Here is a 26,373-nt window from a genome sequence, read left to right as displayed (position 1 = left end):
AATGGGAAACCATTGTTATTCCATCATTATTGCCATAATCCATTAATTCATTAACGAGTCATTCGGCTTTAACTTCTCTAACTTCTTTAACTTCTCTAACTTCCGCAAACATTAAATAAAGTATATAATAATATGAACGTAGCAATCGTTGGGGCGAGCGGAGCCGTGGGACAAGAGTTTCTCAGGGTGCTCGCAGAGAGAGATTTTCCTATTGACAACCTCGTGTTGTTCGGTTCTAAACGGTCGGCAGGCACCAAGTACACATTCAAGGGCAAGGAGTACGAGGTAAAACTGCTGCAGCACAACGACGACTTCAAGGACATAGACATAGCCTTCACGTCGGCGGGAGCCGGCACATCAAAAGAGTACGCGGCCGACATTACCAAGTACGGAGCCGTGATGATTGACAACTCGAGCGCCTTCCGCATGGATGACGATGTGCCGTTGGTCGTTCCCGAGTGCAACGCCGAGGACGCCCTCAACCGCCCGCGCGGAATCATCGCCAACCCTAACTGCACCACGATAATGATGGTTGTAGTGCTGCAACCGCTCGAGAAGCTGAGCCACATACGCCGCATACACATCGCAAGCTACCAGAGCGCGAGCGGCGCGGGCGCCGCGGCGATGGCCGAGCTGCAGCAACAGTACAAGGAGATTATGGACGGACAGCCGGTAACGGTAAGCAAGTTTCCCCACCAGCTGGCGTACAACGTGATTCCCCAGATAGACGTTTTCCAGCCCAACGGATACACCAAGGAGGAGATGAAGATGTTTAACGAGACGCGCAAGATAATGCACAGCGACGTGAAGTGCTCCGCAATGTGCGTGCGTGTGTCGTCGCTCAGGGCTCACTCAGAGTCCGTATGGATTGAGACCGAGCGTCCCATAAGCGTAGAGGAGGCGCGCCAGGCAATAGCCGCCGCGCCGGGCGTTACTCTTGAGGACGACCCCGAGCACCTTGTTTACCCGATGCCGCTCGACACGGCGGGCAAGGATGACGTATACGTAGGCCGTATCCGCAAGGACCTGGCCGACGAGAACGGGCTTACATTCTGGCTCAGCGGCGACCAGATACGCAAGGGCGCGGCGCTCAACGCCGTACAAATCGCCGAGTATCTTGTCAATGTTGGCAACGTGAAATAACATGCATACATAACAGCCTGGCAATCAGGCAGTTCGTAAAAGGCCACCTTTTAGCTTGTAAAAGGTGGCCTTTTATTGTACAAAACACGGCCTTTCGCGACGCAAAAGGCCGCCTGTCGCCACCGATACGCACGACAGCGCGCAGCCGATGAGCGCCAAAGCGCCGCAACAGTAATATTTGATACGCAAACTTATATTGCTGATAAGTTTCGCCGTAAATGGCAAATGTTTCAATATACTGTCATAAAATGTCTCAAAATATCGAAAAAATGGCCCTTCCAAGCGGTATGAGACATTTTGAAACGCCGCTGAAACATATTATAACAAGAGCTTTGTCATAATTATATAATTTTGCGTTCGAGAAACATTTTTTACTTTAAATAACATAAAAAAAACCGAATCATGAAACACTCTATCAAAGTTTGCAAGACTCTCGGTTTGCTGTTCCTCATGAGCATACTGCCATTAATGGCCTTCGCCCAGGGGTCAACAATAACCGTGAAAGGACAGGTCACCGACGAAGAGGGGCCTATCATCGGCGCAACGGTAAGAGAAAAAGGCACCAAGTCGGTAGCCGTCACTGACCTTGACGGTTACTATACTATTAAGGTAAACCCGGGTGCCACACTTACCTTCTCCTATCTTGGCTATCAGAACCAGGACGTAAACGTAGGCAACAAGACTAAGGTTGACGTCAGGATGATATCCGACACCCAGGCACTGAGCGAAGTGGTCGTGGTAGGTTACGGCCAGATGAAACGTTCGGACGTAACCGGTTCCGTTGTATCGGTCAACTCGGAGTCAATCGAGCGCGCCGTTCCCACCAGTATAGACCAGGTGCTCCAGGGACGCGCTGCCGGCGTACAGATTCAGGCCAACTCAGGTACTCCGGGCGCAAACACCAGTATCCGTATCCGCGGTATCAACTCGCTCAACTCAACCAACCAGCCGATTTTCGTAATCGACGGCATTGTTGTAGAGCCACAGAGCACCGACACAAGCGACCCCTTGTCGAGCAACAACCCGCTGGCAAGTATCAACCCGAGCGACATCGTATCGATGGACGTGCTCAAGGACGCGTCGGCAACCGCCATCTACGGCGCCCGCGCCGCTAACGGCGTCATCATGATCACCACCCGCAGGGGTAAGGCCGGCGAAGCCTCTGTGACCTATGACGGCTACGTGGGCTGGCAGGAGATGACGCGTGAGCTGCCAATGATGAACCTTCAGGAGTATGCCCGCCACAGCAACGCGCGTGCGGAAGTGGGCATAAGGGAGTATGAGGACGCCTTCGTTAATCCCGACGCCCTCGGTCCCGGTACCAACTGGCAGGACGAACTATTCCGCAGCGCGCTCATGACGAGCCACAACATCTCTGTGACCGGAGGTTCAGACAAGGCCACCTACTCGTTCTCGGCCGGCTACCTAAACCAGGACGGTATCGCCGTAGGTTCGGGATACAAGCGCCTCACGCTGCGCGGCAACACCGACGCGCAGGTGAAGAAGTGGCTCAAGGCCAGCCTCAGCTTCTCGCTTACGGATTCTAAGCAGGAAGTGGGCGCCGACAACGACGTCATCATGAACACCCTGATGCAGCAGCCCTCGGTAGCAGTAAGGAGCGCCGACGGCTCGTTTGACGGTCCTGACGACGTTTACATGCCGGTCAACGCGGTGGCGCTGGCCGAGTTGCGCGAAAACTATAACAAGAAGATGAACTTCCGCTTCAACGCCAATCTTGAAGCTACGCTCTACAAGGGACTGACGTTCAAGACCGAGCTCTCGGCCGACTATAACCTCAACAAGTTCTACTATTACGAGCCTGACTATACGTTCGGCGCCCTGGTAAGCAACACCCGCACGGGCCGCTGGACCAAGACCGACACCAAATACTGGTCATGGCGCAACATCCTGACCTATCAGAACGTCTTTGCCGAGAAGCACACCGTAAACATAATGCTTGGACAGGAGATGAGCCAATCGCACTGGGAGAACCAGGTGAGCACGGCCAACGGCTTCCTCTCTAACAGCACTCACGACCCCTCGGCAGGCGACATTACGACGTCGACGGGTACGGGTACGCAGAACGACAACTCCATATTCTCTTACTTCGGACGCGCGTTCTACTCTTATGACGACCGCTACCTCATCACCGCAACGCTCCGCCGCGACGGCAGCTCGCGCTTCGCGCGCGGCAACCGCTGGGGTTGGTTCCCGTCAGCGGCGCTCGCATGGCGCGTATCCAACGAGAAGTTCATGGCCAAGGCAAGCAAAGTGATCAACAACCTGAAGCTGCGTCTCGGCTGGGGTTCTACCGGTAACCAGAACGTTTCAGACTGGGCTTACATGGCTCTGCTCGCCTCGAAGGGCACGCCGTGGGGCACCGGAGTGCTCAACGCCAACACTCCTAACCCTGACCTGAAATGGGAGACAACGACGTCATGGAACATAGGCTTCGACCTCAACCTCTTCCAGAACCGCATCGAGTTCATCTTCGACTGGTATTACAAGAACACTGACGACCTGCTGCTCCAGCTGCCGTTGCCTACATACTTAGGTTCTTACGGTAACGGCGCAGCCTCGAACCCGTGGCAGAACGTAGGTTCAATGCGCAACACAGGTATCGAGATGACCCTCAACACGGTGAACATCGACAAGGGCGGATTCCAGTGGCGCACCAACATCACCTTCTCTCTCAACCGCAACAAGGTGACCCGCCTCGACACCGAGAGCGCGTCAATCGACAAGACCCTGCTCACCACCGAAAACAACACCGTTACACGTACCGTCGTTGGCAAGCCCGTAGGCCAGCTTTACGGATATAAGGTGATCGGCCGGTTCGACCGTCCGGAGGACTTCTACTATAAGGACGCCCAAGGAGTGGTACGCCCCGTGGCAATACCCGAAGGCAGCTCTATCAGCGAGTCGGGAACATGGATCGGCGACTACATCTTCGAGGACATAAACAAGGACGGCGTAATCAACGCCGAGGACTGTACGTTCATCGGCGACCCGCAGCCCGACTTCACCTACGGTATCGGCAACACGTTCTCATGGAAAGGCTTTGACCTCACGATATTCTTCAACGGAAGCTATGGTAACGACATCCTTAACCTTACGAGAAAGAGTCTCGGCGACGTGCGCGTAAACAGCAACCTGCTGGCTGAATGCGCCGATTATGCAAGGATAGGCGTAATTGACCCGAACCTGCCTGATGACGATTTCCGTAACCTGCACGTAACAAATCCGTCATCACGCCTGCCCCGCCTCAGCGCATCCACGACCAACGCCAACAGCCGCGTAAGCGACCTATGGGTCGAGGACGGCTCATACATCCGCCTGCAGAACATCTCGCTCAGCTATACCTTCCCCAAGTCAATCGTGAACAAGCTGAAACTGCAGAACCTGAAGGTTTACATGAATCTGCAGAACGTCTACACCTGGACCAACTACAGCGGTTATGACCCTGAGGTCGGCTCGATGTACGGCGACGCGCTGATGACCGGCGTAGACTACGGACGTTATCCTTCACCGCGTATCTATACATTCGGTCTTAACATAACTTTTTAACGCAGATCCGTACGAACAGGAATAAAAAGAGAACATTATAATATAAAGGAGAATATGAAAACCAAGATATTATTATTCGGCTCGCTCCTTTCCGCCGGACTGGGCCTGACCTCTTGCGCAGAGGACTTCCTCGATCAGGAGAATACAACCAACATCAACGCCGAGACGTTCTTCAACAGCGACGAGGCCATTAGTGAGGCCGTGTTCCCGCTTTACAACTACGTGTGGAACAACTTTAACGACCAAGCCTATTACGGAATGGGCGACGGAAAGGCCAACAACATAACGGCGCAATACTCTAACTACATATATCCGTACACGAACTTCAACGAGAACGGACTGAGCGAGGGCCTTTTCCAAGCCTGGGGCTCGCTTTACTCAGTGGTAGCGCAGGCCAACAACACAATCAACAACATAGAGGAGCGCTCGACATCGAACGTCAGCGAAGAAGCAAAGACGCACGGCATTGCCGAGGCACGCTTCATGCGCGGCCTTGCTTACTGGTACATTGCCTCGCTGTGGGGCGACGCCATTATCTACACTAACACCAGCGACAAGGTCAACAACTACGTCGTGCCGGCCAATCCGCGCGCCGACGTCATGGAATTCGCCATCCGCGACCTCGAATATGCTGCCGTAAACCTGCCTGCCACGTCACCTGCCACGGGCCGTATCAACAAGTACACGGCTTACGGAATGCTGTCGAGAGTGTATCTTTCAATGGCCGGACTGACCACCGAAGGCCGTTACGACGGCACAAACGTAGCCACAGACTTCAACCGCGGAACACGTAACGAATACTATCTTGACCTCGCACGCCGCGCCGCCATGAAGGTTATAACCGAGTCTAACTTCAGTCTTATGGAGAAATACGGCGACTTGTTCAAGATCGAGAACAACAACTGCAAGGAAGATATGTTCCAGCTACAGTGGCTGCAAGGCTCTACCGACGCCATTGGATGGGGCGCAAACCAGACTATATCCACGTTCTTCGGATGGTCTACGATGGTGTGCGACGGCACCAACTGGGGCGGAGCTACATACTGCTCATATGACCTTTTCGTAGAGTACGAGCCTAACGACCTACGCAAGCACGAGTCAGTTGCGTGGTACGGCGAGTATTATCCCGAACTTAACACCAAAGGCGGCGGCTATACTTACGGCATAACGGAAGACGCTGCCACGCAGGGAGCCAACATCAAGAAGTATGTCGTCGGCACGATTGACGACAACGGCGTAAGCTACAAGCAGTCGAGCGGAATCAACACCCACATGCTTCGCCTTGCCGAAGTGTATCTCAACCTTGCCGAGGCGATATTGGGCAACAACCAGTCAACGAGCGACGAAACGGCCCTTTACTATTTCAATGCCTTAAGGACACGTGCCGGACTTGCTCCCAAGCCCAGCATCTCATACGAAGACCTGCGCCATGAACGCCGCGTAGAGCTGGCGTTCGAGGGACAGTATTGGTACGACCTGGTAAGGCGCGCATATTATCACCAACAGGAAGTGGTGAACTACCTGAATTCGCAGAACCGCAACGCAAACTATTATGACGCCTCAACGCATGAATATAAGTTGCCCGACGATTGGACGGGAGTAGGCCCGGGCGTAGCTACGGCGACAGTAAGAAACCTGAAGTTGCCTTATCCAGACACTGACGTAAACCGCAACCCATACCTGCAGAGCGACGGTAACGGTAACCTGCAGACCGTGGCTTATGAATTCGGAGAACGTGAAGTAACGGACGAGCAACTGTACAATTAATTAAATAAGGTCATGAGGTTTATAGGTTTTATGGTCATACGGGTATGCTGAATAAACACTGCAAGCCCCTTATAACCGTAAAGCCTTACAACCCAAAACCGATGGATAAATAACATTTAACGACATTTAAATCATGAAAAGCTTAAAACATATTTGGCTGTTCTGCCTCACACTGGCAACTCTCGGCCTCGTTTCATGCAACGATGACGACGAGGCTTCAAGCAGCTCGCCCATCACCGTGACGCAGATTTACCTTGAAGACGCTGACTCTGACGTGCCCGACAGGCCTGTTGACTTTGCCCGTCTGGGGCAGACTATCCGCATCGAGGGTTCGGGCTTTGCAGGACTTAGGGAACTGTACATCAACGGTTTCGAGACATATTTCAACGTAGCATACGTTACGAATACCAACATCATCGTGTCGATCGACACCGACACACCCGTAAGCGAGGCTGACCCTGAGCAGCGCAACACCATCCGCTTTGTCAAGGGCGGCACCGAATACACCTATCCGTTTACGATACGCGCAGCGTCGCCCATCATCACAAGCATTGACAACACGCTGCCAATGCCTGGCGAGACGGTGGTTGTACGAGGAGAGAACCTTCAGGAAACATCGCTCGTAACACTGCCCGACGGCTCGAAGATTACCGACATCACCAACGCTCCCAAGGATGAGGACGGCGAGTGGTTCTCGTTCGTAATGCCGAGAGAAGTGAGCACCTACGGTGCGATAACCGTCACCTGTGCCAACGGAACAGCCGTGTCGCCTGAATACTTCAACAACCGCACGTGCATGATTCTCGACTTCGACGGCACCGGAACCCTCGGATACTGGGGCACTGAAGGCGAGGGCAGTCAGATAGGAGAGACAGATCTCGTGGACGACCCGCTGAAAACCGGTCGCGGAACAGTGCTCCAGATAGTTCCGCAACGCATGCTCGATGCAGGCGGAGTGGCAGCAATGAAGTCACGCGCAACGGAAGTATGGACCAACGGCGACGACTTGGATGACTGGAACTGGATGACCGACGAGATATCTGACACCACCCTGCTAACCGACGTAGCGCTACAGTTTGACATCTACGTACCCGACGCCTGGGGCGGAACCGGCCAGATAGAGGTGTGCCTGTTCAACAATTTCAACTTCGGAGGGTATAACTCTGACGATGCGTCTGACGGCGCCCAGTGCGCTTTCTACATACCTTGGATCGTAGACAACGAGAACGTTCCGTTCCATACTACCGGCTGGCAGACGGTAACGATACCGTTCAGCGAGTTCCGCAAGTATGCCGCAGAGATAGAAGCCGGCGACTCTCCCACCTTCCGCGAGGTCATCGACGAGCGCAACGCCGCCACGTACAAGAACTTCGGCATGGGCTTCGTCAACACCGACATCACGCTCGGCGACGGTACCGAGTTTAAGTCTTCGGTATTCACGGGACGCATCTATATCGACAATTGGCGTATCGTGCCTTGCGCAAGCGAAATAATATCAGACTTCCCCGACGAAGAAGAATAATCCATAAGCAGACCGGCCGGCGGGCTGCATTCCGCCGCCTGGCGGCCGGTCAACTTAAAGTAACATAACAAAAAACAGAATATCATGAAACTGAACAAGATAATTTTCCCGATGCTTGCCGCCCCGCTGCTGCTCACGGGCTGCTATGACGAGAAGATGGAGTGGCACACTCCGGAGGGGCATAATCCCGTAACTTCCGACGAGATACCGCTGCAGCTTCAGGAGGAGATAGACCATTACGACTACATAAAGAACTACATGGCCCAGAATATGCCCGAGACGCCCATAGGAGTGGGCCTGACGGCCAACTATTATATCGACGCCGACGGCGAGCATCCCGACTATGCAGGACTTTGCGACGCACATTTCCAGCAGTTCGTAACGGGCAACGCCATGAAAATGGACGCTATGGTGAACGCTGACGGAACGCTTAACACGGCCACACTCAACGCTTTCACGGCCAAGGTTCCTGACGACAAGCAGATATTCGGCCACAACTTCATCTGGCATACGCAGCAAAGGCAGAACTACCTTTACTCGCTCATTGCTCCACAGATGATTGTCGAGACTGACGGCGACATCCTGACATTGCTCCAGAACGGCGACTTCGAGATGGGAAACACTACGGGCTGGAGCAGTTGGGGCAACAGTTCGACATACGAAGTAGTAGCAGGCGAAGGCTTTGACGGGTCATACGGCCTGGTGCTGAACAACCCGACAGACGCAGAAAGCCACGCAGCGCAACTGGCCTATGACCTGACCTCACCGCTGACGGTGGGCCAGACTTACGTGTTCAGGGCCAAAGTAAAATCGTCAACGCCGGCGGGCTCATTGCAGTTTGCCGTACAGAACAGCACCGATTATAGCGGAGAAGGATACTATACATTCTCTGTGGGCACTGACTGGACCGACATCGAATGCGAATATACCTGCACGATGGCCAACATGAACCGCATGCTGATAAATTTCGGAGCCGTGGCCGGCACCTATTACATCGACAACGTTGAGTTCGGAACGCGCATCGAGCAAGGCGCAGGCACACGGGCCAACCGCGCGACGCGCGCCACCACGATCACGTACATACTGAAAACTCCCAAAGAGAAGCGCCAGGCGCTGCTCGGAGCTATGGAGAGCTGGATAGGCGGAATGCTCGACCACGTGAAGAACGACACCCGTTTCGTGGGTTGGGACGTCATCAACGAGCCGATTACCGACGACGGCTACTACCGCGGCATTGACAACCACTTCGGCGGAAGCTGGGAAGACGCAAACGGCCTGACGCAGTATGACGCCGCTCCGGTAGAGAACGAGGAGACAGGACTTACGCTTAACTGGGGCGACAACCACTTCTACTGGGGCTATTACCTCGGCATGGACTACGCTACGAGAGCCTTCGAGATAGCCCGCGAGCACGCTCCCGGCATGAAGCTGTACGTCAACGAATACGGACTTGAGACAAATCCGACCAAACTGGCAAAGCTCATCGACTTCGTGAACTATATCGACCAGAACAGCACTACCCAGGTAGACGGCATAGCCACGCAGATGCACGTACAGGCTAACGGCATCACGAGAGAGCAGGTGGACCAGATGTTCCAGACCCTGGCCGCAACGGGCAAGCTGGTGCGCGTAAGCGAGCTTGACGTAGCCCTCGGAACATCATCGCCGACGCAGGAAGACCTGCAGCTGCAGTCAGACGTTTACCAGATGATTATCGAGTCGTACAAGGAGAACGTGCCTGCCGAGCAGCGCGGAGGCTTCGTAGTATGGACACTGTCTGACGCCGCCGATGAGCACGAGTACTGGCTCAAGGGCGACAAGCCCAACCTATTCGACGAGAACTACGGCCGCAAGATAGCCTACAAGGGCCTTTGCGACGGCATTGCCGGATACGACATCGGCGCTGACTTCAGCGGCGATATATGGAAAGACCAGGCTACCGAAGACCAGGAGGACGAGACCGGCGAAGAAGCAGCCGAACCTACTGAATAACAATGACTTACTACTAACCGGCGTCACTTCATGACAAGGCGCCGTGCAAAAGGCCATCTTTTAGCTTGTAAAAGGTGGCCTTTTATCGTGTAAAAGACCGTCTTTTGCAACGCGAAAGACGGTCTTTCGCAAAACACGGGGTAATCATATCACAATTAAAGGGTGACGACATAGTACAAAACGGGGCGGCAATCGTCTTTAAGGTATCATGAAACGTTATTTTATCACCTTACTGATATTGGCGGCGGGGATGGTCATTCCCGAGTCAATCATAGCGCAACAGCGCTACAAAATCGGAGTTTGCGACTGGATGGTGCTCAAGCGCCAGAAGCTCGGCGAGTTCAAGCTGGCCAAAGAGTTGGGCTGCGACGGACTCGAGATGGACATGGGCGGTCTCGGCACACGCAACTCTTTCGACAACAAGATGCGTGACCCCGAGTCGGTGCGCGTGTTCACCCACATGGCCGACAGCTTCGGCATTGAGGTTGGCTCGGTAGCCATGTCGGGCTTTTACGGCCAGAGTTTCGCCAAGAAAGAAAGCTGGCGATGGCTCATACAGGACTGCCTCAACACGATGGACGTGTTCGGGGCGAAGGTTGCCTTCCTGCCTTTGGGCGGCTGCGGCAATGACTGGCCAGCATCACCAGAGCTGCGCCAGCAGATAGTATGGCGGCTGCATGAGGCGGGCGAGATGGCCAAGGCCCGTGGCAAAGTTATCGGAATAGACACTCCGCTCGACGCCGAGGGCAACATCAGGCTGCTTGACGAAATAGGCTCCGACGGCATAAAGATATTCTACAAGTTCCAGACCGCCGTCGAGAACAAGCAAGACATCGCCAAGGAAATAAAGACCCTGGGCAAGGACCGTATCTGTGCCATCCACGCAAGCAATACCGACGGCGTGTGGCTGCGCCACGACAAGGCCATAAACATGAAGAAAATCAAGAAGGCGCTCGACGCCACCGGATGGTCCGGATGGCTCTTCGTTGAACGCAGCAGGGACGTCAACCAAGTGCGCAACGTAAAAGTTAATTATGGCGAAAATGTTAAATATTTAAAAGAAATACTGCAATGAGAAAAATTATCGCTATTTTTGTATCGCTAATAACATTGAATACCGTAAACGCCCAAACCTTTAAATTAGACTCCGACGGACGCGACCAAGGCTATGTGAACACCATCCTCGGCCGCTCGAAGAAAGTCACCGACGCCCTAAACATTACGGGCACGGCAAAGGGAGAGCAAGTAATGAACATCGTAGCTAACCGCTATTTCGAGCTAAATGACATTTATGAAGAGAGAGACAGCCTGAAGAAGGCGGCCTCGGCCCTTACCGGCGACGCGAAGAAACAGGCGCAGGCATTTGCCGAAAGCCAAAAGGACAGCAAGCTGTACCGCTCTCACTTCGCTTTCGATGCTGACCTGTCGCTGTTTCTCGACGCCTCGCAAATCGAGACGGTAAAGGACGTCATGACGTACAACGTTGTAAAAGTAACATATGACGCGCAGTGCGACATGATACCTACACTCACCGCAGAGGAGAAAGCCCAAATCCTTGCGTGGCTCAAGGAAGCCCGCGAGTTTGCCATAGACGCCGAGAGCTCAAAGAAGAAACACGAGGCCTTCGGCAAATACAAGGGCCGTATCAACAACTACCTGAGCAAGCGCGGATACAACCTTACTAAGGAACGCGAGGCTTGGGCAGAACGTGTAAAGGCAAGAGGAGGCACATTGTAATTCAAAATTCACAATTCATAATTCATAATTGGGTAAGCAGCGTCTACGCACATTGTCTGATACTAATACGTAAAAGACGGTTGAAGCCTATATAACCCGAGCAATGGCTATGAATTGTAGATTATGGATTACACAACAGAATGCCAAGCACGGCAGGCCAGCCGACAACCCGATTACGAATTATGAATTGTGAATTATGAATTATAAACTACTAACCCTATTTATCACCGCGGCCGTGTCAACACCAGCCGCGGCCCAGCAAAACGGCATTACCGACACACGCAACAGCAAGTATGCCGTAGTCAATTCAACACCTATTGACGCAGTCAAATGGAACGGAGGCTTCTGGGGCGAACGTTTCGGCGTATTCAGCGGCACATCCGTACAAAGCATGTGGGAGACATGGAAGTCTGACGAAGGCAAAAGCTACAACAACTTCCTAATAGCCGCAGGCAAGAAGAAGGGCAAACGCCACGGCCCGCCATTCCATGACGGCGACATGTACAAGTGGCTTGAGGCCGTTGCTGCCGTCTACGCGGTAAACAAAGACCCTGAGCTGGACAAAATCATGGACGACGTAATCGACCTGATAGCCCGCTCACAACGGCCTGACGGCTACCTGCACACGCCCGTTATCATAGCCGACAGACTGAAAGCGGAGAAACAGTCGGGCCAAATCGCGTCTGACGAGGCGAAAGAGAACGAGAATATCGGCACAAAGGTAGGCACCAGCGGCGACGGACGATTCGGCAATCCGCTGAACTTCGAGGCTTACAACCTCGGCCATCTAATAACCGCCGGTATCATACACAAGCGCGCGACGGGCAAGACAACCCTGTTCGACTGCGCCGTTAAGGCTGCCGACTGCCTTTACGACTTCTACATGAACCCGTCTGCCGACGCGCTGGAGAAAGGCGTCATCTGCCCGTCACACTACATGGCGGTGACCGAAATGTACCGTGAGACAGGCAACCAGAAGTACCTTGAATTGTCAAAGCAGCTCATAAACATACGCGACAGCGTGAAGAACGGCACCGACGACAACCAGGACCGCATACCGTTCCGCCAGCAGTACAACGCCATGGGGCACTCCGTCAGGGCTAATTACCTGTACGCCGGAGTGGCCGACTTGTACGTAGAGGACGGCGAGGCACAGCTGAAGAAGAACCTCGACGCCATCTGGAACGACCTGGTAAACCGCAAGATGTACATCAACGGAGCCTGCGGCGCGCTGTACGACGGCACCTCTCCCGACGGAACGGAGTACAACCCGGACCTCATACAGAAGGTACACCAGAGCTACGGACGCCCTTACCAGCTGCCCCACTCCACCGCCCACAACGAGACTTGCGCCAACATAGGCAACATGTTGCTAAACTGGAGAATGTTCCAGGCCACAGCCGACGCAAAATACACCGACCTCGTAGAGAACTGCCTGTACAACAGCATTCTCTGCGGAATAAGCCTTGACGGCACAGAATATTTCTATACAAACCCCCTGCGCATGTCGGACGAACTGCCCTACGACCTGCGCTGGCCCAACGAACGCGTGAAGTACATCAGCTGTTTCTGCTGTCCGCCAAACACGTTGCGCACACTTTGCGAGGCTCAGGACTATGCGTACAGCGTAGGAAAGGGCGAGATTTACGTCAATCTTTACGGCGCGAACACGCTCAATACAAAGCTTGAAGGCATTGGCGAGATTACCCTTGAGCAGAAGACCGACTACCCCTGGGACGGCAACGTGGCGCTTACGATAGCCAAGCTGAAGGGCAAGAAGGACTTTACACTAAAGCTCAGGATACCAGCTTGGTGTAAAGGCGCAAGGATACTCGTCAACGGCGAGCCCGTAAATGCCGACACAAGCAGCGAAAGCTACGCGGCCGTGACCCGCCAATGGAAGAAAGGCGACACGGTGACTCTCGACATGCCGATGGAAGCCAAGCTTATAGAAGCGAACCCGTTGGTTGAGGAATGCCGCGGACAAGTGGCCGTACAGCGTGGCCCGATACTGTATTGCATCGAGAGCAACGACCTCGGCGGCGCTGACATCGACAACATCGCGATACCGGCCGACGCCAAGTTTACGCCCGTTGAAACGACTATCGAAGGCAGCCGAATCATGGCTCTCGAGACTGAAGCCGTAGACCGTGGCGAGACATCATGGCAAGGCACACTTTACAGAGAGATTAACGACAACAACAAAAAAGTTAAAATACGCCTCATCCCCTACTACGCATGGGGCAACAGGGGCAAAAGCGAAATGACTGTATGGATACCCGTAAAACTCTAATAACATCAATCTTTGCCGTAACTATCGGCCTAACTTCGTATGCGACCGACTTGCTCGTCAAGCCGGGCGCATACTCTATCGAGAAAGCCCTGCAACAAGCACGTGAGGAAAGGCGGCTGAATAATGCCACGGACATCTGCCTGCGACTGCAGGAAGGCGTCTACCAGCTTAACCAACCGATAACGATACGCCCCGAGGACAACGGCACACGCATAGTGGCCGACGGCAAGGTGACCATCAGCGGAGGCGTAAGCATAAGCGGATGGAAGAAGGAAGGAAAGTGCTACGTGGCCGACGTGCCAGACTTCAACGGCCGTCCGCTGGAGTTCAGGCAGCTTTGGGTGAACGGGAAGAAGGCCGTAAGGGCAAGGGACGTCAACGACTTTGAGCAAATGTTCCGTATCCGCAGCGTCGACAAAGCCAACGAAACGATATACGTTCCGGCCAAGGCGGTGAAGAAAATCATTAACGCAAAATATCCGGAAATGGTGCTCCACGAGATGTGGTGCATAGCTAATCTACGAATCAAGAATATAAAAATCCAGGGCGACAGCGCCGCCGTGACTTTCCACCAACCCGAAAGCCACGTGCACTTCATGCATCCTTGGCCGTCGCCAATGGTCACAACGGACGGCCACAACTCGGCTTTCTACCTGACAAACGCCAAGGAATTGCTGGACAGCGAGGGCGAATGGTATCTTGACGCACGCGCGTCCAAACTGTATTACATACCCCGCAAGGGTGAGGACATGGGCAGCGCGGAGGTAATAGCGCCGGCGGTTGAGACGCTGGTACAGGTAGCAGGCACGCCGGACGAACCCGTCAAGGACGTAACCTTTGAGGGTATAACGTTCAGCTACGCCACCTGGATGCGTCCGTCTGTCAGCGGACATGCCCCTCTTCAGGCAGGAATGTACATGACCGAGGCGTACAAGCTGCGCCCGAAAATGGACCGTCCCAACGGCGACCACAAGCTGGACAACCAGGGATGGGTAGGCCGCCCGCCGGCAGCGGTAAGCCTCAACTGCGCCGAGAACGTATCGTTCACCAAGTGTACGTTCGAGCATAACGCATCGACAGGCCTCGACTACCACCTTTATATAAAAGGAGGAACGGTTGACCACTGCACCTTCCGCGACATCGGTGGCAACGGAATACTGGCCGGAGGCTTCAGTCCGGAGGGTTTCGAGGCGCACAAGCCTTACGACCCGGCCGACAGACGTATCATCTGCACGGGGCTGAACATCACCAACAACCTCATCACCGACGTAACCAATGAAGACTGGGGCTGTGTAGGTATAGGCGCAGGCTTCGTAAGGGACATACGCATCTGCAACAACGAAATTAGCGACGTATCCTATACGGGCATATCCGTTGGCTGGGGATGGAACCAGCAACCCTGCTCCATGGCAAACAACCTGATTAGCGGTAACCTGATATACAACTACGCCAAGCACATGTACGACACTGCGGGAATATACACCTTGGGCGCGCAACCCCACTCTCTGATAGAGGGGAACGTTGTCCGCGACATCTATACCCCAAGCTATGTGCACGACCCTGAGCACTGGTTCTACCTGTACACCGACGAAGGTTCGTCAGGCATTACGGTACGCAACAACTGGACTCCTGCGGAGAAATACCTCAAGAACGCCAACGGCCCGGGCAACACATGGGAGAACAACGGCCCTGCTGTAGCCGACAGTATCAAGGCCAACGCAGGCATAAGGAAATAGCGGAGCAAATTTCATGGTTTGCGAAAGGCGGCATTTCGCGCTGCGATTTGCCGTCTTTTACCGTACAAAAGACGGTCTTTTACAAAGCAAAAGGCCGCATTCCGCAAGACAGAAGGTAACACGCTGAATGTCAACAAGTTAAAACCTAAGTAAGAATCAATGGCCGTTAACGCGGCAATAACATTGTTCAAGGCTAAACCACTACTAACCATAAAAAAACAATATAACAAGAAACTAATATATGGAAAAGACGAAAAGCAGCTTGAAAAGCACCATCGCGGTGTCGCTGACAAACTATCTTGACGCCGGAGCCATCGTTGCCGGCGCCAGCGGACTTACCCTCTGGCAGGACTATCTCGGACTGACCGAGGGACATCTCGGCCTGCTCAACGCCATTAGCGCCAACTGTCTTGGCGCCGCGATAGGCGCCATCATCGGCGGATTCCTTGCCGACAAGTACGGGCGCAAGGCCATCTATACGTACAACATGCTGGTGTACATGCTCGGCGTGGCGCTCATCATGTTCTCGTTCAACTTCCCCATGCTGCTTGCCGGCTTCCTTGTTACCGGCATTTCAGTAGGCGTGGGCGTACCGGCGTCGTGGACCTACATTTCAGAAAACTCCGAAGTAGGCAACCGCGGACGTAACATAGGCATATCACAGATGGCATGGGGCATTGGTCCTACCATCATCCTGATACTCGGAACGCTGCTCGCGCCACCTACGGGAGCCACCGCCGACAGCGCCGGAGTGTTGTTCGCCCCTGTCGTCAAGACGCTTGCCGACCTGCTTACCGGCGGCACAGCCGAAGGCACTGCGCTCAACGTGTTCAGCAGCCGAATAGTGTTTGCCTCGCTGTTCATCGTGGCATTTATCGCATGGAACCTGCAACGCCGCCTCGACGAGTCGGCAGAGTGGAAGGCGGAAAAGGCAAAGGCAACCGCCGACGGCAATAAAGGCACATTCGCGTCGTTCGGTTCACTCTTTACAAATAAGGTCAACATCCGCACGATACTCTTCCTTGCGGGTATCTACCTTACATGGAACCTGGTAAGCTCGGTGATGGGCTTCTTCCAACAGCACATATACGAGACGGCCGGAGGGCTCTCTAATCAGCACGCCAACATGCTTTCCGTGGCGCAGTGGGTAATCATCATCATCACAACTTTCTTCTTCTCGATGGTTGTCGACAAGGTTAACCAGCGCTGGCTCTACGCTTTCGGCGTGGGCATGGGCGTAATCGCCTGGGTGATTATCGTCACGATAGGCGTCAACAGCATTGCGGGCCTGCTCTTCTTCACCCTCATCTGGGGTATACAGGCCGGCGTTTCGGTACAGTCGTTCTATGCTCTGTGGGCCTCTGAGCTGTTCCCTGCCAAGTACAGGGCTGCCGCCCAGGGCATAATGTTCTTCATCGTACGCGGCGTATCGGCACTGTGGGGACTCGGTTTCGTATACATCTACGGCGAGAACGGCGAGGGATTCACCCTTGCGGCGTACATCATGATGGCTCTGTTGGTTATCTCAATGTTAATCGGAACAATATGGACACCGCAGACAAGAGGCAAGACACTTGAACAAATAACAAAAGAAAGATATGGCGACGACATCTAAAGCAACGTGGATTTGGTATCCGGGCGACTACGAGATCTGGCTCGGCAACAAGATGAACAACCGCCGCACCGACCGCGGCGCATACTTCCCGCCGTTCTGGAAGCAGGACAGCCATTACGTAACCGTTGAGTTCAGCAAAGCCGTGAGCCTTGCTGAAGACGAGACGCTGACCATTGCCACGGAGGGCGACTACAACATAAAGATTGACGGTAAAATGCTGTTCGGCATGCCTGCAACGTTCACGCTGCCTGCCGGAGAACACCGCATAAACATAAAAGTACACAACCAGGCCACTCCGCCAGCTCTATACGTAAGCGGAAAGACTGTAAATACAGACGCCACATGGAACGTAACGTTCGAGGACAAGGAGTGGATTGACGAAAGCGGAAAGGCCAGCGACACGTCGTCAACGGTCTACATGCCCGCCGGTTGCTGGAACTTCAACACGCCGGAGCAACTGCCCTCGGCGTTCAACCTTAGCCGCAAGCGCATCTGTCCGGTAAACAATGACGGCAGCCTGTACGACTTCGGCCGCGAGACCTTCGGCTATGCCGTGCTCAAAGGCATAAATGGCAACGGCACGATAGACCTGTATTACGGCGAAAGCGAGGAAGAGGCACGCGACAAGGAGTATTGCGAGACACTGGACAAGCTCGTCGTAAAGGACGGCAAAGTGACTGACCTTGCCACGAACAAGACCACCGAGCTTACAGCTGAATATGTCATGTCGAACAGCAAGGCGCTGCGCTTCATCTACATAGAGACCAAAGGTTGTACCGTAGACGGCGTGGAACTTGACTACGAGTACATGCCAGAGACGGAGAAAGGCACATTCAAATGCAATGACGAAGAGCTGAACCGAATATGGGAAATAGGCGCTTACACGATGCAGCTTACTTCCCGCGAGTTCTTCATCGACGGCATAAAGCGCGACCGTTGGGTGTGGAGCGGCGACGCATCGCAAAGCTACCTGATGAACTATTACCTCTTCAACGACAACGAGATGGTAAAGCGCACAACGTGGCTGTTGGCCGGCAAGGCTCCGATAACGAGCCACATCAACACCATTATGGACTACACGTTCTACTGGTTCAACTCCGTTTACGACTACTACATGTACAGTGGCGACCGCCATTTCCTGACTCAGATATACCCGACGATGCAGACCTACATGACGTACGTGCTCGGACGCACCGACGAGGACGGCATGGTGGAGGGTCTTCCGGGCGACTGGGTGTTCATAGACTGGGCAGACAAGCCCATGGACAAGCAGGGACAGATAGCCTTCGAGCAGATACTCTTCAGGAAATCGCTTGAGTCCATAGCCGCCGTTGCAGCGCTTGTGGGGGACAATGAGAGCGCCGACAAATACGCAAACATGGCCGATGAGCTGGGCAAGAAGCTGCTGCCCTACTTCTGGAACGATGACAAACAGGCGCTTATGCACAACCGCCGTGACGGCAAACAGAGCGAAGAGGTGTTCCGTTATCCCAACATGTTCGCCATAATGTACGGCTATCTTGACAAGGAAAAGCAGGATGCGGTGAAGCGTTCGGTAATCCTCAATGACGACGTTCTCAAGATAACGACCCCCTACATGCGTTTCTACGAGCTTGAAGCACTGTGCATGCTCGGCGAGCAAGACCGTGTAATGCAGGAAATGAAAGCTTATTGGGGCGGCATGTTAAATGAAGGAGCCACATCGTTCTGGGAGAAATACAACCCCGAAGAGAAAGGAACGGCACGCCTGGCGATGTACGGTCGCCCGTACGGCAAGAGCCTCTGTCATGCCTGGGGAGCAAGTCCCATATACCTGCTCGGCCGATATTACCTCGGCGTAGAGCCGGTAAAACCAGGTTACGAGGAGTACACCGTAAGACCGAAACTCGGCGGACTGGAATGGATGGAGGGCAATGTGCCCACTCCTTTCGGCTCAGTCTACGTCAAAATGGACGCCAACACTATAACCGTAAATAGCGACGGAGGCCACGGTACGCTCATTATCGGTGACAAGAACAACGAAAGAAAGATAGAAATACTACCCGGAAAAGAAATCAACGTGAACTTATGAAAACAGCACGCAACCTACTGATTACGAGTATTACACTGGCTTTGACCGGCTGTGGAAGCACAACCACGAAAGTCGTTACCGAACAATCGCTGCCGCAAACGCAATACGCGGCGTCGCTTGTGGAGAAATATATCCCCTCAATAGGCAAGGGATACAAGATAAACATAGGCTTAGCCGCCGACACAACAGGCCTCGAAAAGGAAGGATTTACAATAAAGAGAAAGGGCAAGAAGATTACAATCACGGGAAATGATGCGTCCGGTGCCATCTACGGAACTAACCGCATGCTTGAATATTTCACACAATACGGCAATCTCGAAATGCCCGAAATAATTGTCGACTCTCCCGAGATGAAAATCCGCGGAGCATGCGTGGGCCTGCAAAAGACGGTTTACCTGCCCGGCCATAAGGTTTACGAGTATCCTTATACACCGGAAAACTTCCCGTGGTTCTATGACAAAGAGCTGTGGATAAAGTATCTTGACATGCTCGCAGCGGACAATATGAACGCCGTTTTCTTGTGGAACGGCCATCCGTTTGCCTCACTTGTCAAGCTCAAAGACTATCCCTTTGCCGCGGAAGTTGACGATGCGACTATGGCGAAGAACCAGGAGATGTTCTCGTTCCTCACCACCGAGGCGAAGAAACGCGGCATTTGGGTTATCCAAATGTTCTACAACATCATTCTGTCGAAGCCCTTTGCCGACCATTACGGCATTCCGACGCAGGACCGCAACCGTCCTATTACGCCGTTGATAAGCGACTACACCCGCAAAAGCATTGCCGCGTTTATCGAGAAATACCCAAATGTGGGCTTCCTTGTGTGTCTCGGTGAGGCCATGGCAACAATCGAGGATGACGTTGAATGGATGACGAAGACCATCATTCCGGGTATCAGGGACGGTCTGAAAGCATCCGGACGGACTGACGAACCGCCGATTATCCTGCGCTCACACGACACCGACGGACCGCTGGTATTGAAGAAATCGCTGCCGCTTTACAAGAACATATACACCATGACGAAGTATAACGGCGAGTCATTGACGACGTACGAGCCGGGCGGGCCATGGGGAGAAACGCAGAAACAGCTTAGCAGCGTAGCCCCGATACACATCAGCAACGTGCACATCCTGGCCAACCTCGAGCCGTTCCGTTGGAGTTCGCCGGCATTTACGCAAAAAGCCGTACAGGCAATGCACCGTGTTCACGGAGCAAACGGTCTGCACCTGTACCCACAGGCGAGCTATTGGGACTGGCCTTATACGGCCGACAAACTGCCCGGAGGCAAACGACAGCTGCAGATTGACCGCGACTGGATGTGGTACGCGGCATGGGGACGTTACTCATGGAACTGCCATCGCGGCACAGACAATGCTTATTGGGAAAAGCGGCTGGCCGACTTTTACGGCACGGACACGCTCACCGCAAGGCGCATTATCGAAGCACTTGACGAAAGTGGAGAGATAGCGCCCAAGCTGTTAAGGCGTTTCGGCATAACCGAAGGCAACCGCCAGACACTTCTCTTGGGCATGAAGATGGGACAACTCATCAACCCGTACAAGTACACTGTTTACGAGGAGTTCTACCAAAGCTGCGGTCCTAAGGGCGAGAAGCTCATCGAATACGTCGAGAAAGAGTGGAAACACCAGCCTCACGAGGGCGAACTGCCGCTCGACATCATCAACCAATGCGTGACGCACGGCGACAAAGCAGTGGCCGCAATAAGCGGACTCAGTGGCAAAATAACGAAGAATAAGGACGAGTTTGACCGTCTCGTGAACGACATGAACTGCTACAAGGACTTCGCTTACTCGTTTAAGTACAAGGTGTTGGCGGCACAACAGGTGCTCAACTACAAGTGGAGCAAGGACATAAACTTCCTTAACAAAGCCGTGCCGCTGCTCGAAAAGAGCAACGATTACTACAAAATGCTTGTAGATAAAACAGAAAATACTTATCTTTACGCCAACAGTATGCAGACGGGACACCGCCGAATACCCGTTGGCGGGGATGATGGCAAGTTCAAGACATGGACGGAAATGATGCCCGTTTACGAGGAAGAACTGGCCAACCTGAAGTCAAACATAATAAAGCTGACATCTCCCAACCAGGCTGACGACCAGGAAGAAAAGATAGTAAAGGCTGAAAACGCTCCCGTAAAACTCATCAGCAATTACGAGAGAATAAAGCTGGAGAAAGGCGTCAAGCTGTTCGAGAACCGTGACGAAGCCATCGACTCGCTTGCTCCAGAGCTTGAAGGATTGGAGGCGTTGATTATGAATCGCGACACGACCCGCATTAACGGAGGCGTAGTTGAGTTTGAAACCGACAAGCCGGTGAAAATGCTCGTAGGCTTCTTTATTGACGATCAAAACAAGTTCGCAAGTCCTCCGAAACTCGAGATTGACGCCACCGGAAACGAATTCGGCCAGGCCGAGCCTATTATAAGCAATGCCATCGTCATGTCAAACATGCCCATCGTGAACATCCACGCATACCACATGCCAGCCGGACACCACACCATCCGCTTGCCGAAAGGTATCATAATGGTGGCAGGATTCACGGCAACCGACCTTAAAATCCGTGACGCCGGACTCAACGGTTTGAGTGATGAAGTAGACTGGTTGTTCATGGAATAACATAATGATAAAAAACAACGCTCTTGCAAAAGGTGCCCTTTTACAATGCGAAAGGCCATCTTTTACACGATGAAAGGCCACCTTTTGCAAGCCAATATGCCGTGTTTTACAACCTCGGAAAAATCGAGGCTAAACGTATCCGACAAACGCCTATATCAAGAAAGAAATGGTTAGAAACATAATCTTCATACTATTACTACTAATCGCGGCCGACTCACAAGCGCAAAACCGTAACCGCCGGCGCGCCAAGGCACAACCAACGGTACAGACGGAGGTGAGCCAAGAGGCGATGCGTAACATATATAACAAGGTAAGGACTCCGTACAAATACGGCCTTGTTGTCGCTCCCGAGAGCAATGACAGGAAAGTAGACTGCCCCACGGTGTTCCGCCAAGGCGACATGTGGTACATGACTTACGTGTGCTACAACGGCTCTAACGGAACCAACGGCCGCGGCTACGAGACATGGATAGCCGAGAGTAAAGACCTTCTCCACTGGCAAACCCTCGGCCGTGTGCTGGCTTTCGGCAACGAAGGCTGGGACATGAACCAGCGTGGAGGATTCCCTGCGTTGATTGATAACGAATGGGGCGGCAGTTATAACATCCAGAAGTTCAAGGACCGCTATTGGATGACCTACATAGGAGGAGCCGGAACCGGATACGAATCGGTCAACGCTCCGCTCAGTATCGGACTTGCTTCAACCGATGGCGACGTGACCAAAGCCCATTTATGGGAAACCTACAAGAAGCCCATAATGTCGTATGACGATAAGGAAGCGCAGTGGTGGGAGCAGATGACCCAGTACAAAAGCACGGTCTACATGGTGGACAAAAAGAAGTTCGGATACCAGTTCATGATGTTCTACAACGCTGCGGGAAAGAACGAGACACATCCGAAGGGTGAGCGTGTTGGCATTGCTTTCTCGAACGATATGAAGAAATGGAAACGCTATGAGGGCAATCCCGTCTTTGCGCACGACTCTGACGGCACAATAACCGGCGACGCGCAGATAGTAAAGATGGGCAACCTTTACGTGATGTTCTACTTCTCTGCGTTCAATCCTACTCGTGAATACAACGCCTTCAACACGTTCGCTGCCAGCTATGACCTCATCCATTGGACTGACTGGCAGGGCGAAGACCTCATCACTCCGTCGAAACCTTACGACGAAATGTTTGCCCACAAGAGTTGCGTTATCAACCATAACGGAGTGGTGTACCACTTCTATTGCGCAGTGAACAACCATGACCAGCGCGGTATTGCCGTTGCGACAAGCAAACCGATGGGCAAGAGTGAAGTGAACTTTCCGCGTCCTAACGCAACGGGAAAGAGGTTTATCACCTCATTGAACGACAATTGGAGCATTACGTTCGACCGCAAGACATTCGTCAAGGACATACCTTTCAACCTCGACGATTACTACGGCGCGCTGCAAAAAGAGCACGGCAACCTGCATGGTAACGCAACGTTCAAGAAAACGTTTACCGCTCCCGACATGGACGGCAAGCAGTACTTCATCCGATTTGAGGGCGTAGGCACATACGCCGAAGTGACCCTCAACGGCAAGCGTCTCGGCCGTTACGACATCGGCAGGACAACAAAGACGATAGACATAACCAAGAACGTCAACAAGGGTGGCGACAACGAACTTACAGTAAGAGTATCACATCCCAAGGGAATAACCGACATGCCGTGGGTATGCGGCGGTTGCAGTTCCGAATGGGGATTCAGTGAAGGCTCTCAACCGTTCGGCATTTACCGCCCCGTAGTTCTCGAAATAACGGACAAGACACGTGTTGAACCGTTCGGAACGCACATCTGGAACAACGCTACGGCAGACAGCCTGTTTGTCGAGACGGAAGTGAAGAACTACGGTAACACCGCCGACACCATAAGCGTTATCAGTAAAATATGCGATAAGAGCGGTAAACAGGTTATCCGCCTGACCGACAATATCGTGCTGAAACCGGGCGAAATGAAGCTCGTAAAGCAACAAGCAGCCATCAAGGACGCACACCTTTGGGACGTTGACGACCCTTATCTGTACACACTCAACACCATTTTGAAACGTAACAATAAGGCCACTGACGACCTCGTTACGCCCTTCGGAGTGCGAACGTCAAGCTGGCCGCTCAACAGAAAAGACGGTGACAACCGCTTCTACCTGAACGGCAAGCCTGTATTCATCAACGGAGTGTGCGAGTACGAGCACCAGTTCGGACAGAGCCACGCCTTTACCGACGCGCAGATTGACGCCAGAATAAAGGAAGTGAAAAGCGCCGGATTCAACGCTTTCCGTGACGCCCACCAGCCACACAACCTGCATTACAAAGACCTGATAGACAAGGAAGGCCTGCTGTGGTGGCCCCAATTCTCAGCTCATATATGGTATGACACGCCCCAGTTCCGCGAAAGTTTCAAGCGCCACCTGGTGCAATGGGTTAAGGAACGCCGCAACTCTCCGTCCATTATACTGTGGGGATTGCAGAACGAGAGCACCCTGCCCGCTGACTTTGCAAAAGAGTGCATGGACATAATAAAGCAGATGGACCCGATGTGCGCCACCATGCGCCTCGTGACAACCTGCAACGGCGGCGACGGAACCGACTGGAATGTAGTGCAGAACTGGAGCGGAACGTATGGCGGAAAGCTCGAGAACTACGCCGAGGAACTGAAACGTGACGACCAGCTGCTCAACGGCGAGTACGGCGCATGGCGCACCGTGGGCAACCATACGGGACAAAGATACACCGAGGAGAAATTCTGCGACATCCTTGAACGCAAGGCTCAGCTGGCCGAGAGCGTTAAGGACAGCGTGTGCGGACAGTTCCAATGGATACTGCAAAGCCACGACAACCCCGGACGACGCCAGCCTGACGAGGGTTTGAGGCGTATCGACAAGGTTGGCCCGTTCAACCATAAAGGAATCCTTACCACATGGGAACAGCCTACGGACGCATTCTATATGTACAAGTCACGCTACACTCCGGCTTCTGAGGAACCGATGGTGTACATCGTGCCCAACATCACTACGGACAGCATCCGCGTTTACAGCAACTGCGACTCCGTAGCTCTGCAATGCGGATGGTGGAAAGAACAAAAGACAAGAGAAGCCAACACGACACTCTATAAATGGCATAACGCAGAGCTGAAAGGCGACCTGCTCATTGCCACGGCCTACTTCAACGGCCAACCGGCAGCAGCCGACACGCTGGCCCTGCCATCGTTCCGCACATGGAACGAGCAGATACTGAAGCCCGCCGAAGGCTACCATTATCTGTACAACATAAACTGCGGAGGCGACACCTACACTGATATCTTCGCCACGGAGTGGACACAGGACAACACTAAATGGTCGCGCTCATGGGGCGACAGGTTCCCGAAGGAGGCTAATTCGTACATGGCCAGCCAGACGTCAAATCCGCTGTTGCCCGTATCGCCGCTGTTCCGCACATCGCGTTTCGGCCGCCACGAGCTGTCATACTCGTTCCCCGTACGCCCCGGCGACTACCGTGTTGAGCTGTATTTCATCGAGCCCTGGTATGGCCCGGGCGCCAGCGAAACAACCGATTGCGAAGGACTGCGCCTCTTTGACGTGGCTATCAACGACAGCACCTGCATCCGCGACCTCGACGTATGGGCACAGGCACGCTACGCAAAACCCTACAAACGTGTGCTGAACGTCCACACTTCCGGCGACAGAATAAAGATTGACTTCCCGAAAGTGAGCGCCGGACAGGCCATAATCTCTGCCATAGCAATAGCCTCGAAAGACCCTGACGCCGCTGCCGACTATCCCGAAATAAAAGACGACAGCCTATGGCATAAGTTCGACAAAGACATCCTTGTGGAAATGCCAGACAGCCTGCTGCCGCCACGCACAAGCAGCGCCATAGAGGTGGACGGCATGGTGAAGGACAGCACAATGACGTGGAACTTCAACGTGGGAGTAGCCAAAGTCTACGCGATGCGTTTCCGTTACTACAACCCCGAGGCTGTAAGGAACCTGCACGTGAAAATCACCGACCTCAACGGCGTAGTCTACAAGGAGGACGACATCACGTTCCTGCAGACTCCGGTGAAGAAGACAAAGCGCCGCAACACCAGCATAACCACAGGCTCGCAAATCAACGCGGGCAGCTATATCGTGACGCTCAGCGGCGAGGGACTCGACAAAATGCTGTTCGAGAAACTTACGATTGAATAACCCTCTGATACTCAACGCATTGCAAAAGGCCGTCTTTTAGACTGCGAAAGACCGTCTTTTACCGTCCAAAAGACGGCCTTT

The 26,373-nt window shown here is 53.4% G+C and carries 13 protein-coding genes; all 13 read left to right on the top strand.

Annotation, left to right across the window (positions count from 1 at the left end):
* The first annotated feature begins 132 nt into the window (after window positions 1–132).
* A complete protein-coding gene (locus H6A34_RS05995; RefSeq protein ID WP_021949308.1) occupies window positions 133–1,143 on the top strand; it encodes an aspartate-semialdehyde dehydrogenase in 1,011 nt (336 codons plus the stop codon).
* Between the two features lie 402 nt (window positions 1,144–1,545).
* On the top strand, window positions 1,546–4,710 hold the full coding sequence (locus H6A34_RS05990) for a SusC/RagA family TonB-linked outer membrane protein (RefSeq protein ID WP_205104137.1): 3,165 nt from the start codon (window positions 1,546–1,548) through the stop codon (window positions 4,708–4,710).
* Between the two features lie 54 nt (window positions 4,711–4,764).
* A complete protein-coding gene (locus H6A34_RS05985) occupies window positions 4,765–6,477 on the top strand; it encodes a RagB/SusD family nutrient uptake outer membrane protein (RefSeq protein ID WP_205104135.1) in 1,713 nt (570 codons plus the stop codon).
* Between the two features lie 133 nt (window positions 6,478–6,610).
* Window positions 6,611–7,999 carry a glycan-binding surface protein gene (locus tag H6A34_RS05980; RefSeq protein ID WP_205104133.1) on the top strand — a complete coding sequence of 463 codons (1,389 nt, stop codon included), beginning with the start codon at window positions 6,611–6,613 and terminating at the stop codon, window positions 7,997–7,999.
* Between the two features lie 84 nt (window positions 8,000–8,083).
* Window positions 8,084–9,991, top strand: coding sequence for an endo-1,4-beta-xylanase (locus H6A34_RS05975; RefSeq protein ID WP_205104131.1), 1,908 nt, complete (start codon window positions 8,084–8,086; stop codon window positions 9,989–9,991).
* 208 nt (window positions 9,992–10,199) lie between these two features.
* Entirely contained in the window at window positions 10,200–11,066 is an 867-nt protein-coding gene (locus H6A34_RS05970; RefSeq protein WP_205104129.1) for a sugar phosphate isomerase/epimerase family protein, read from the top strand.
* A complete protein-coding gene (locus H6A34_RS05965) occupies window positions 11,063–11,728 on the top strand; it encodes a DUF3826 domain-containing protein (RefSeq protein ID WP_205104127.1) in 666 nt (221 codons plus the stop codon). Before H6A34_RS05970 ends, H6A34_RS05965 begins: the two co-directional genes overlap by 4 nt.
* A gap of 196 nt (window positions 11,729–11,924) precedes the next feature.
* Window positions 11,925–14,021: an aceric acid hydrolase gene (locus H6A34_RS05960; RefSeq protein ID WP_239480780.1), complete on the top strand. Its 2,097-nt coding sequence runs from the start codon at window positions 11,925–11,927 to the stop codon at window positions 14,019–14,021.
* Window positions 14,000–15,757 carry a right-handed parallel beta-helix repeat-containing protein gene (locus H6A34_RS05955; RefSeq protein WP_205104126.1) on the top strand — a complete coding sequence of 586 codons (1,758 nt, stop codon included), beginning with the start codon at window positions 14,000–14,002 and terminating at the stop codon, window positions 15,755–15,757. The genes H6A34_RS05960 and H6A34_RS05955 overlap by 22 nt, the downstream gene beginning before the upstream one ends.
* 241 nt (window positions 15,758–15,998) lie before the next feature.
* Window positions 15,999–17,372, top strand: a complete 1,374-nt coding sequence (locus tag H6A34_RS05950; protein WP_205104124.1) for an MFS transporter — start codon at window positions 15,999–16,001, stop codon at window positions 17,370–17,372.
* Entirely contained in the window at window positions 17,356–19,443 is a 2,088-nt protein-coding gene (locus tag H6A34_RS05945; protein ID WP_205104122.1) for an alpha-L-rhamnosidase-related protein, read from the top strand. The genes H6A34_RS05950 and H6A34_RS05945 overlap by 17 nt, the downstream gene beginning before the upstream one ends.
* Entirely contained in the window at window positions 19,440–22,082 is a 2,643-nt protein-coding gene (locus H6A34_RS05940; RefSeq protein WP_205104120.1) for an alpha-d-galacturonidase, read from the top strand. Before H6A34_RS05945 ends, H6A34_RS05940 begins: the two co-directional genes overlap by 4 nt.
* 166 nt (window positions 22,083–22,248) lie before the next feature.
* Window positions 22,249–26,292 carry a beta-d-glucuronidase/beta-L-arabinofuranosidase gene (locus H6A34_RS05935; RefSeq protein WP_262896353.1) on the top strand — a complete coding sequence of 1,348 codons (4,044 nt, stop codon included), beginning with the start codon at window positions 22,249–22,251 and terminating at the stop codon, window positions 26,290–26,292.
* The last annotated feature ends 81 nt before the right edge of the window (window positions 26,293–26,373 follow it).

Origin of the sequence: Marseilla massiliensis, assembly GCF_016899855.1 — a bacterium.
Lineage (GTDB): Bacteria > Bacteroidota > Bacteroidia > Bacteroidales > Bacteroidaceae > Prevotella.
Note: the sequence above shows the minus strand (reverse complement) of the source record. Positions and strands in the feature narration are given on the sequence as shown.

Coding starts and splice junctions, on each gene's coding strand:
- H6A34_RS05955 (WP_205104126.1), top strand. CDS start 14,000: ATGGATACCCGTAAAACTCTAATAACATCAATCTTTGCCGTAACTATC.
- H6A34_RS05940 (WP_205104120.1), top strand. CDS start 19,440: ATGAAAACAGCACGCAACCTACTGATTACGAGTATTACACTGGCTTTG.
- H6A34_RS05935 (WP_262896353.1), top strand. CDS start 22,249: ATGGTTAGAAACATAATCTTCATACTATTACTACTAATCGCGGCCGAC.
- H6A34_RS05960 (WP_239480780.1), top strand. CDS start 11,925: ATGAATTATAAACTACTAACCCTATTTATCACCGCGGCCGTGTCAACA.
- H6A34_RS05980 (WP_205104133.1), top strand. CDS start 6,611: ATGAAAAGCTTAAAACATATTTGGCTGTTCTGCCTCACACTGGCAACT.
- H6A34_RS05985 (WP_205104135.1), top strand. CDS start 4,765: ATGAAAACCAAGATATTATTATTCGGCTCGCTCCTTTCCGCCGGACTG.
- H6A34_RS05950 (WP_205104124.1), top strand. CDS start 15,999: ATGGAAAAGACGAAAAGCAGCTTGAAAAGCACCATCGCGGTGTCGCTG.
- H6A34_RS05970 (WP_205104129.1), top strand. CDS start 10,200: ATGAAACGTTATTTTATCACCTTACTGATATTGGCGGCGGGGATGGTC.
- H6A34_RS05990 (WP_205104137.1), top strand. CDS start 1,546: ATGAAACACTCTATCAAAGTTTGCAAGACTCTCGGTTTGCTGTTCCTC.
- H6A34_RS05975 (WP_205104131.1), top strand. CDS start 8,084: ATGAAACTGAACAAGATAATTTTCCCGATGCTTGCCGCCCCGCTGCTG.
- H6A34_RS05945 (WP_205104122.1), top strand. CDS start 17,356: ATGGCGACGACATCTAAAGCAACGTGGATTTGGTATCCGGGCGACTAC.
- H6A34_RS05965 (WP_205104127.1), top strand. CDS start 11,063: ATGAGAAAAATTATCGCTATTTTTGTATCGCTAATAACATTGAATACC.
- H6A34_RS05995 (WP_021949308.1), top strand. CDS start 133: ATGAACGTAGCAATCGTTGGGGCGAGCGGAGCCGTGGGACAAGAGTTT.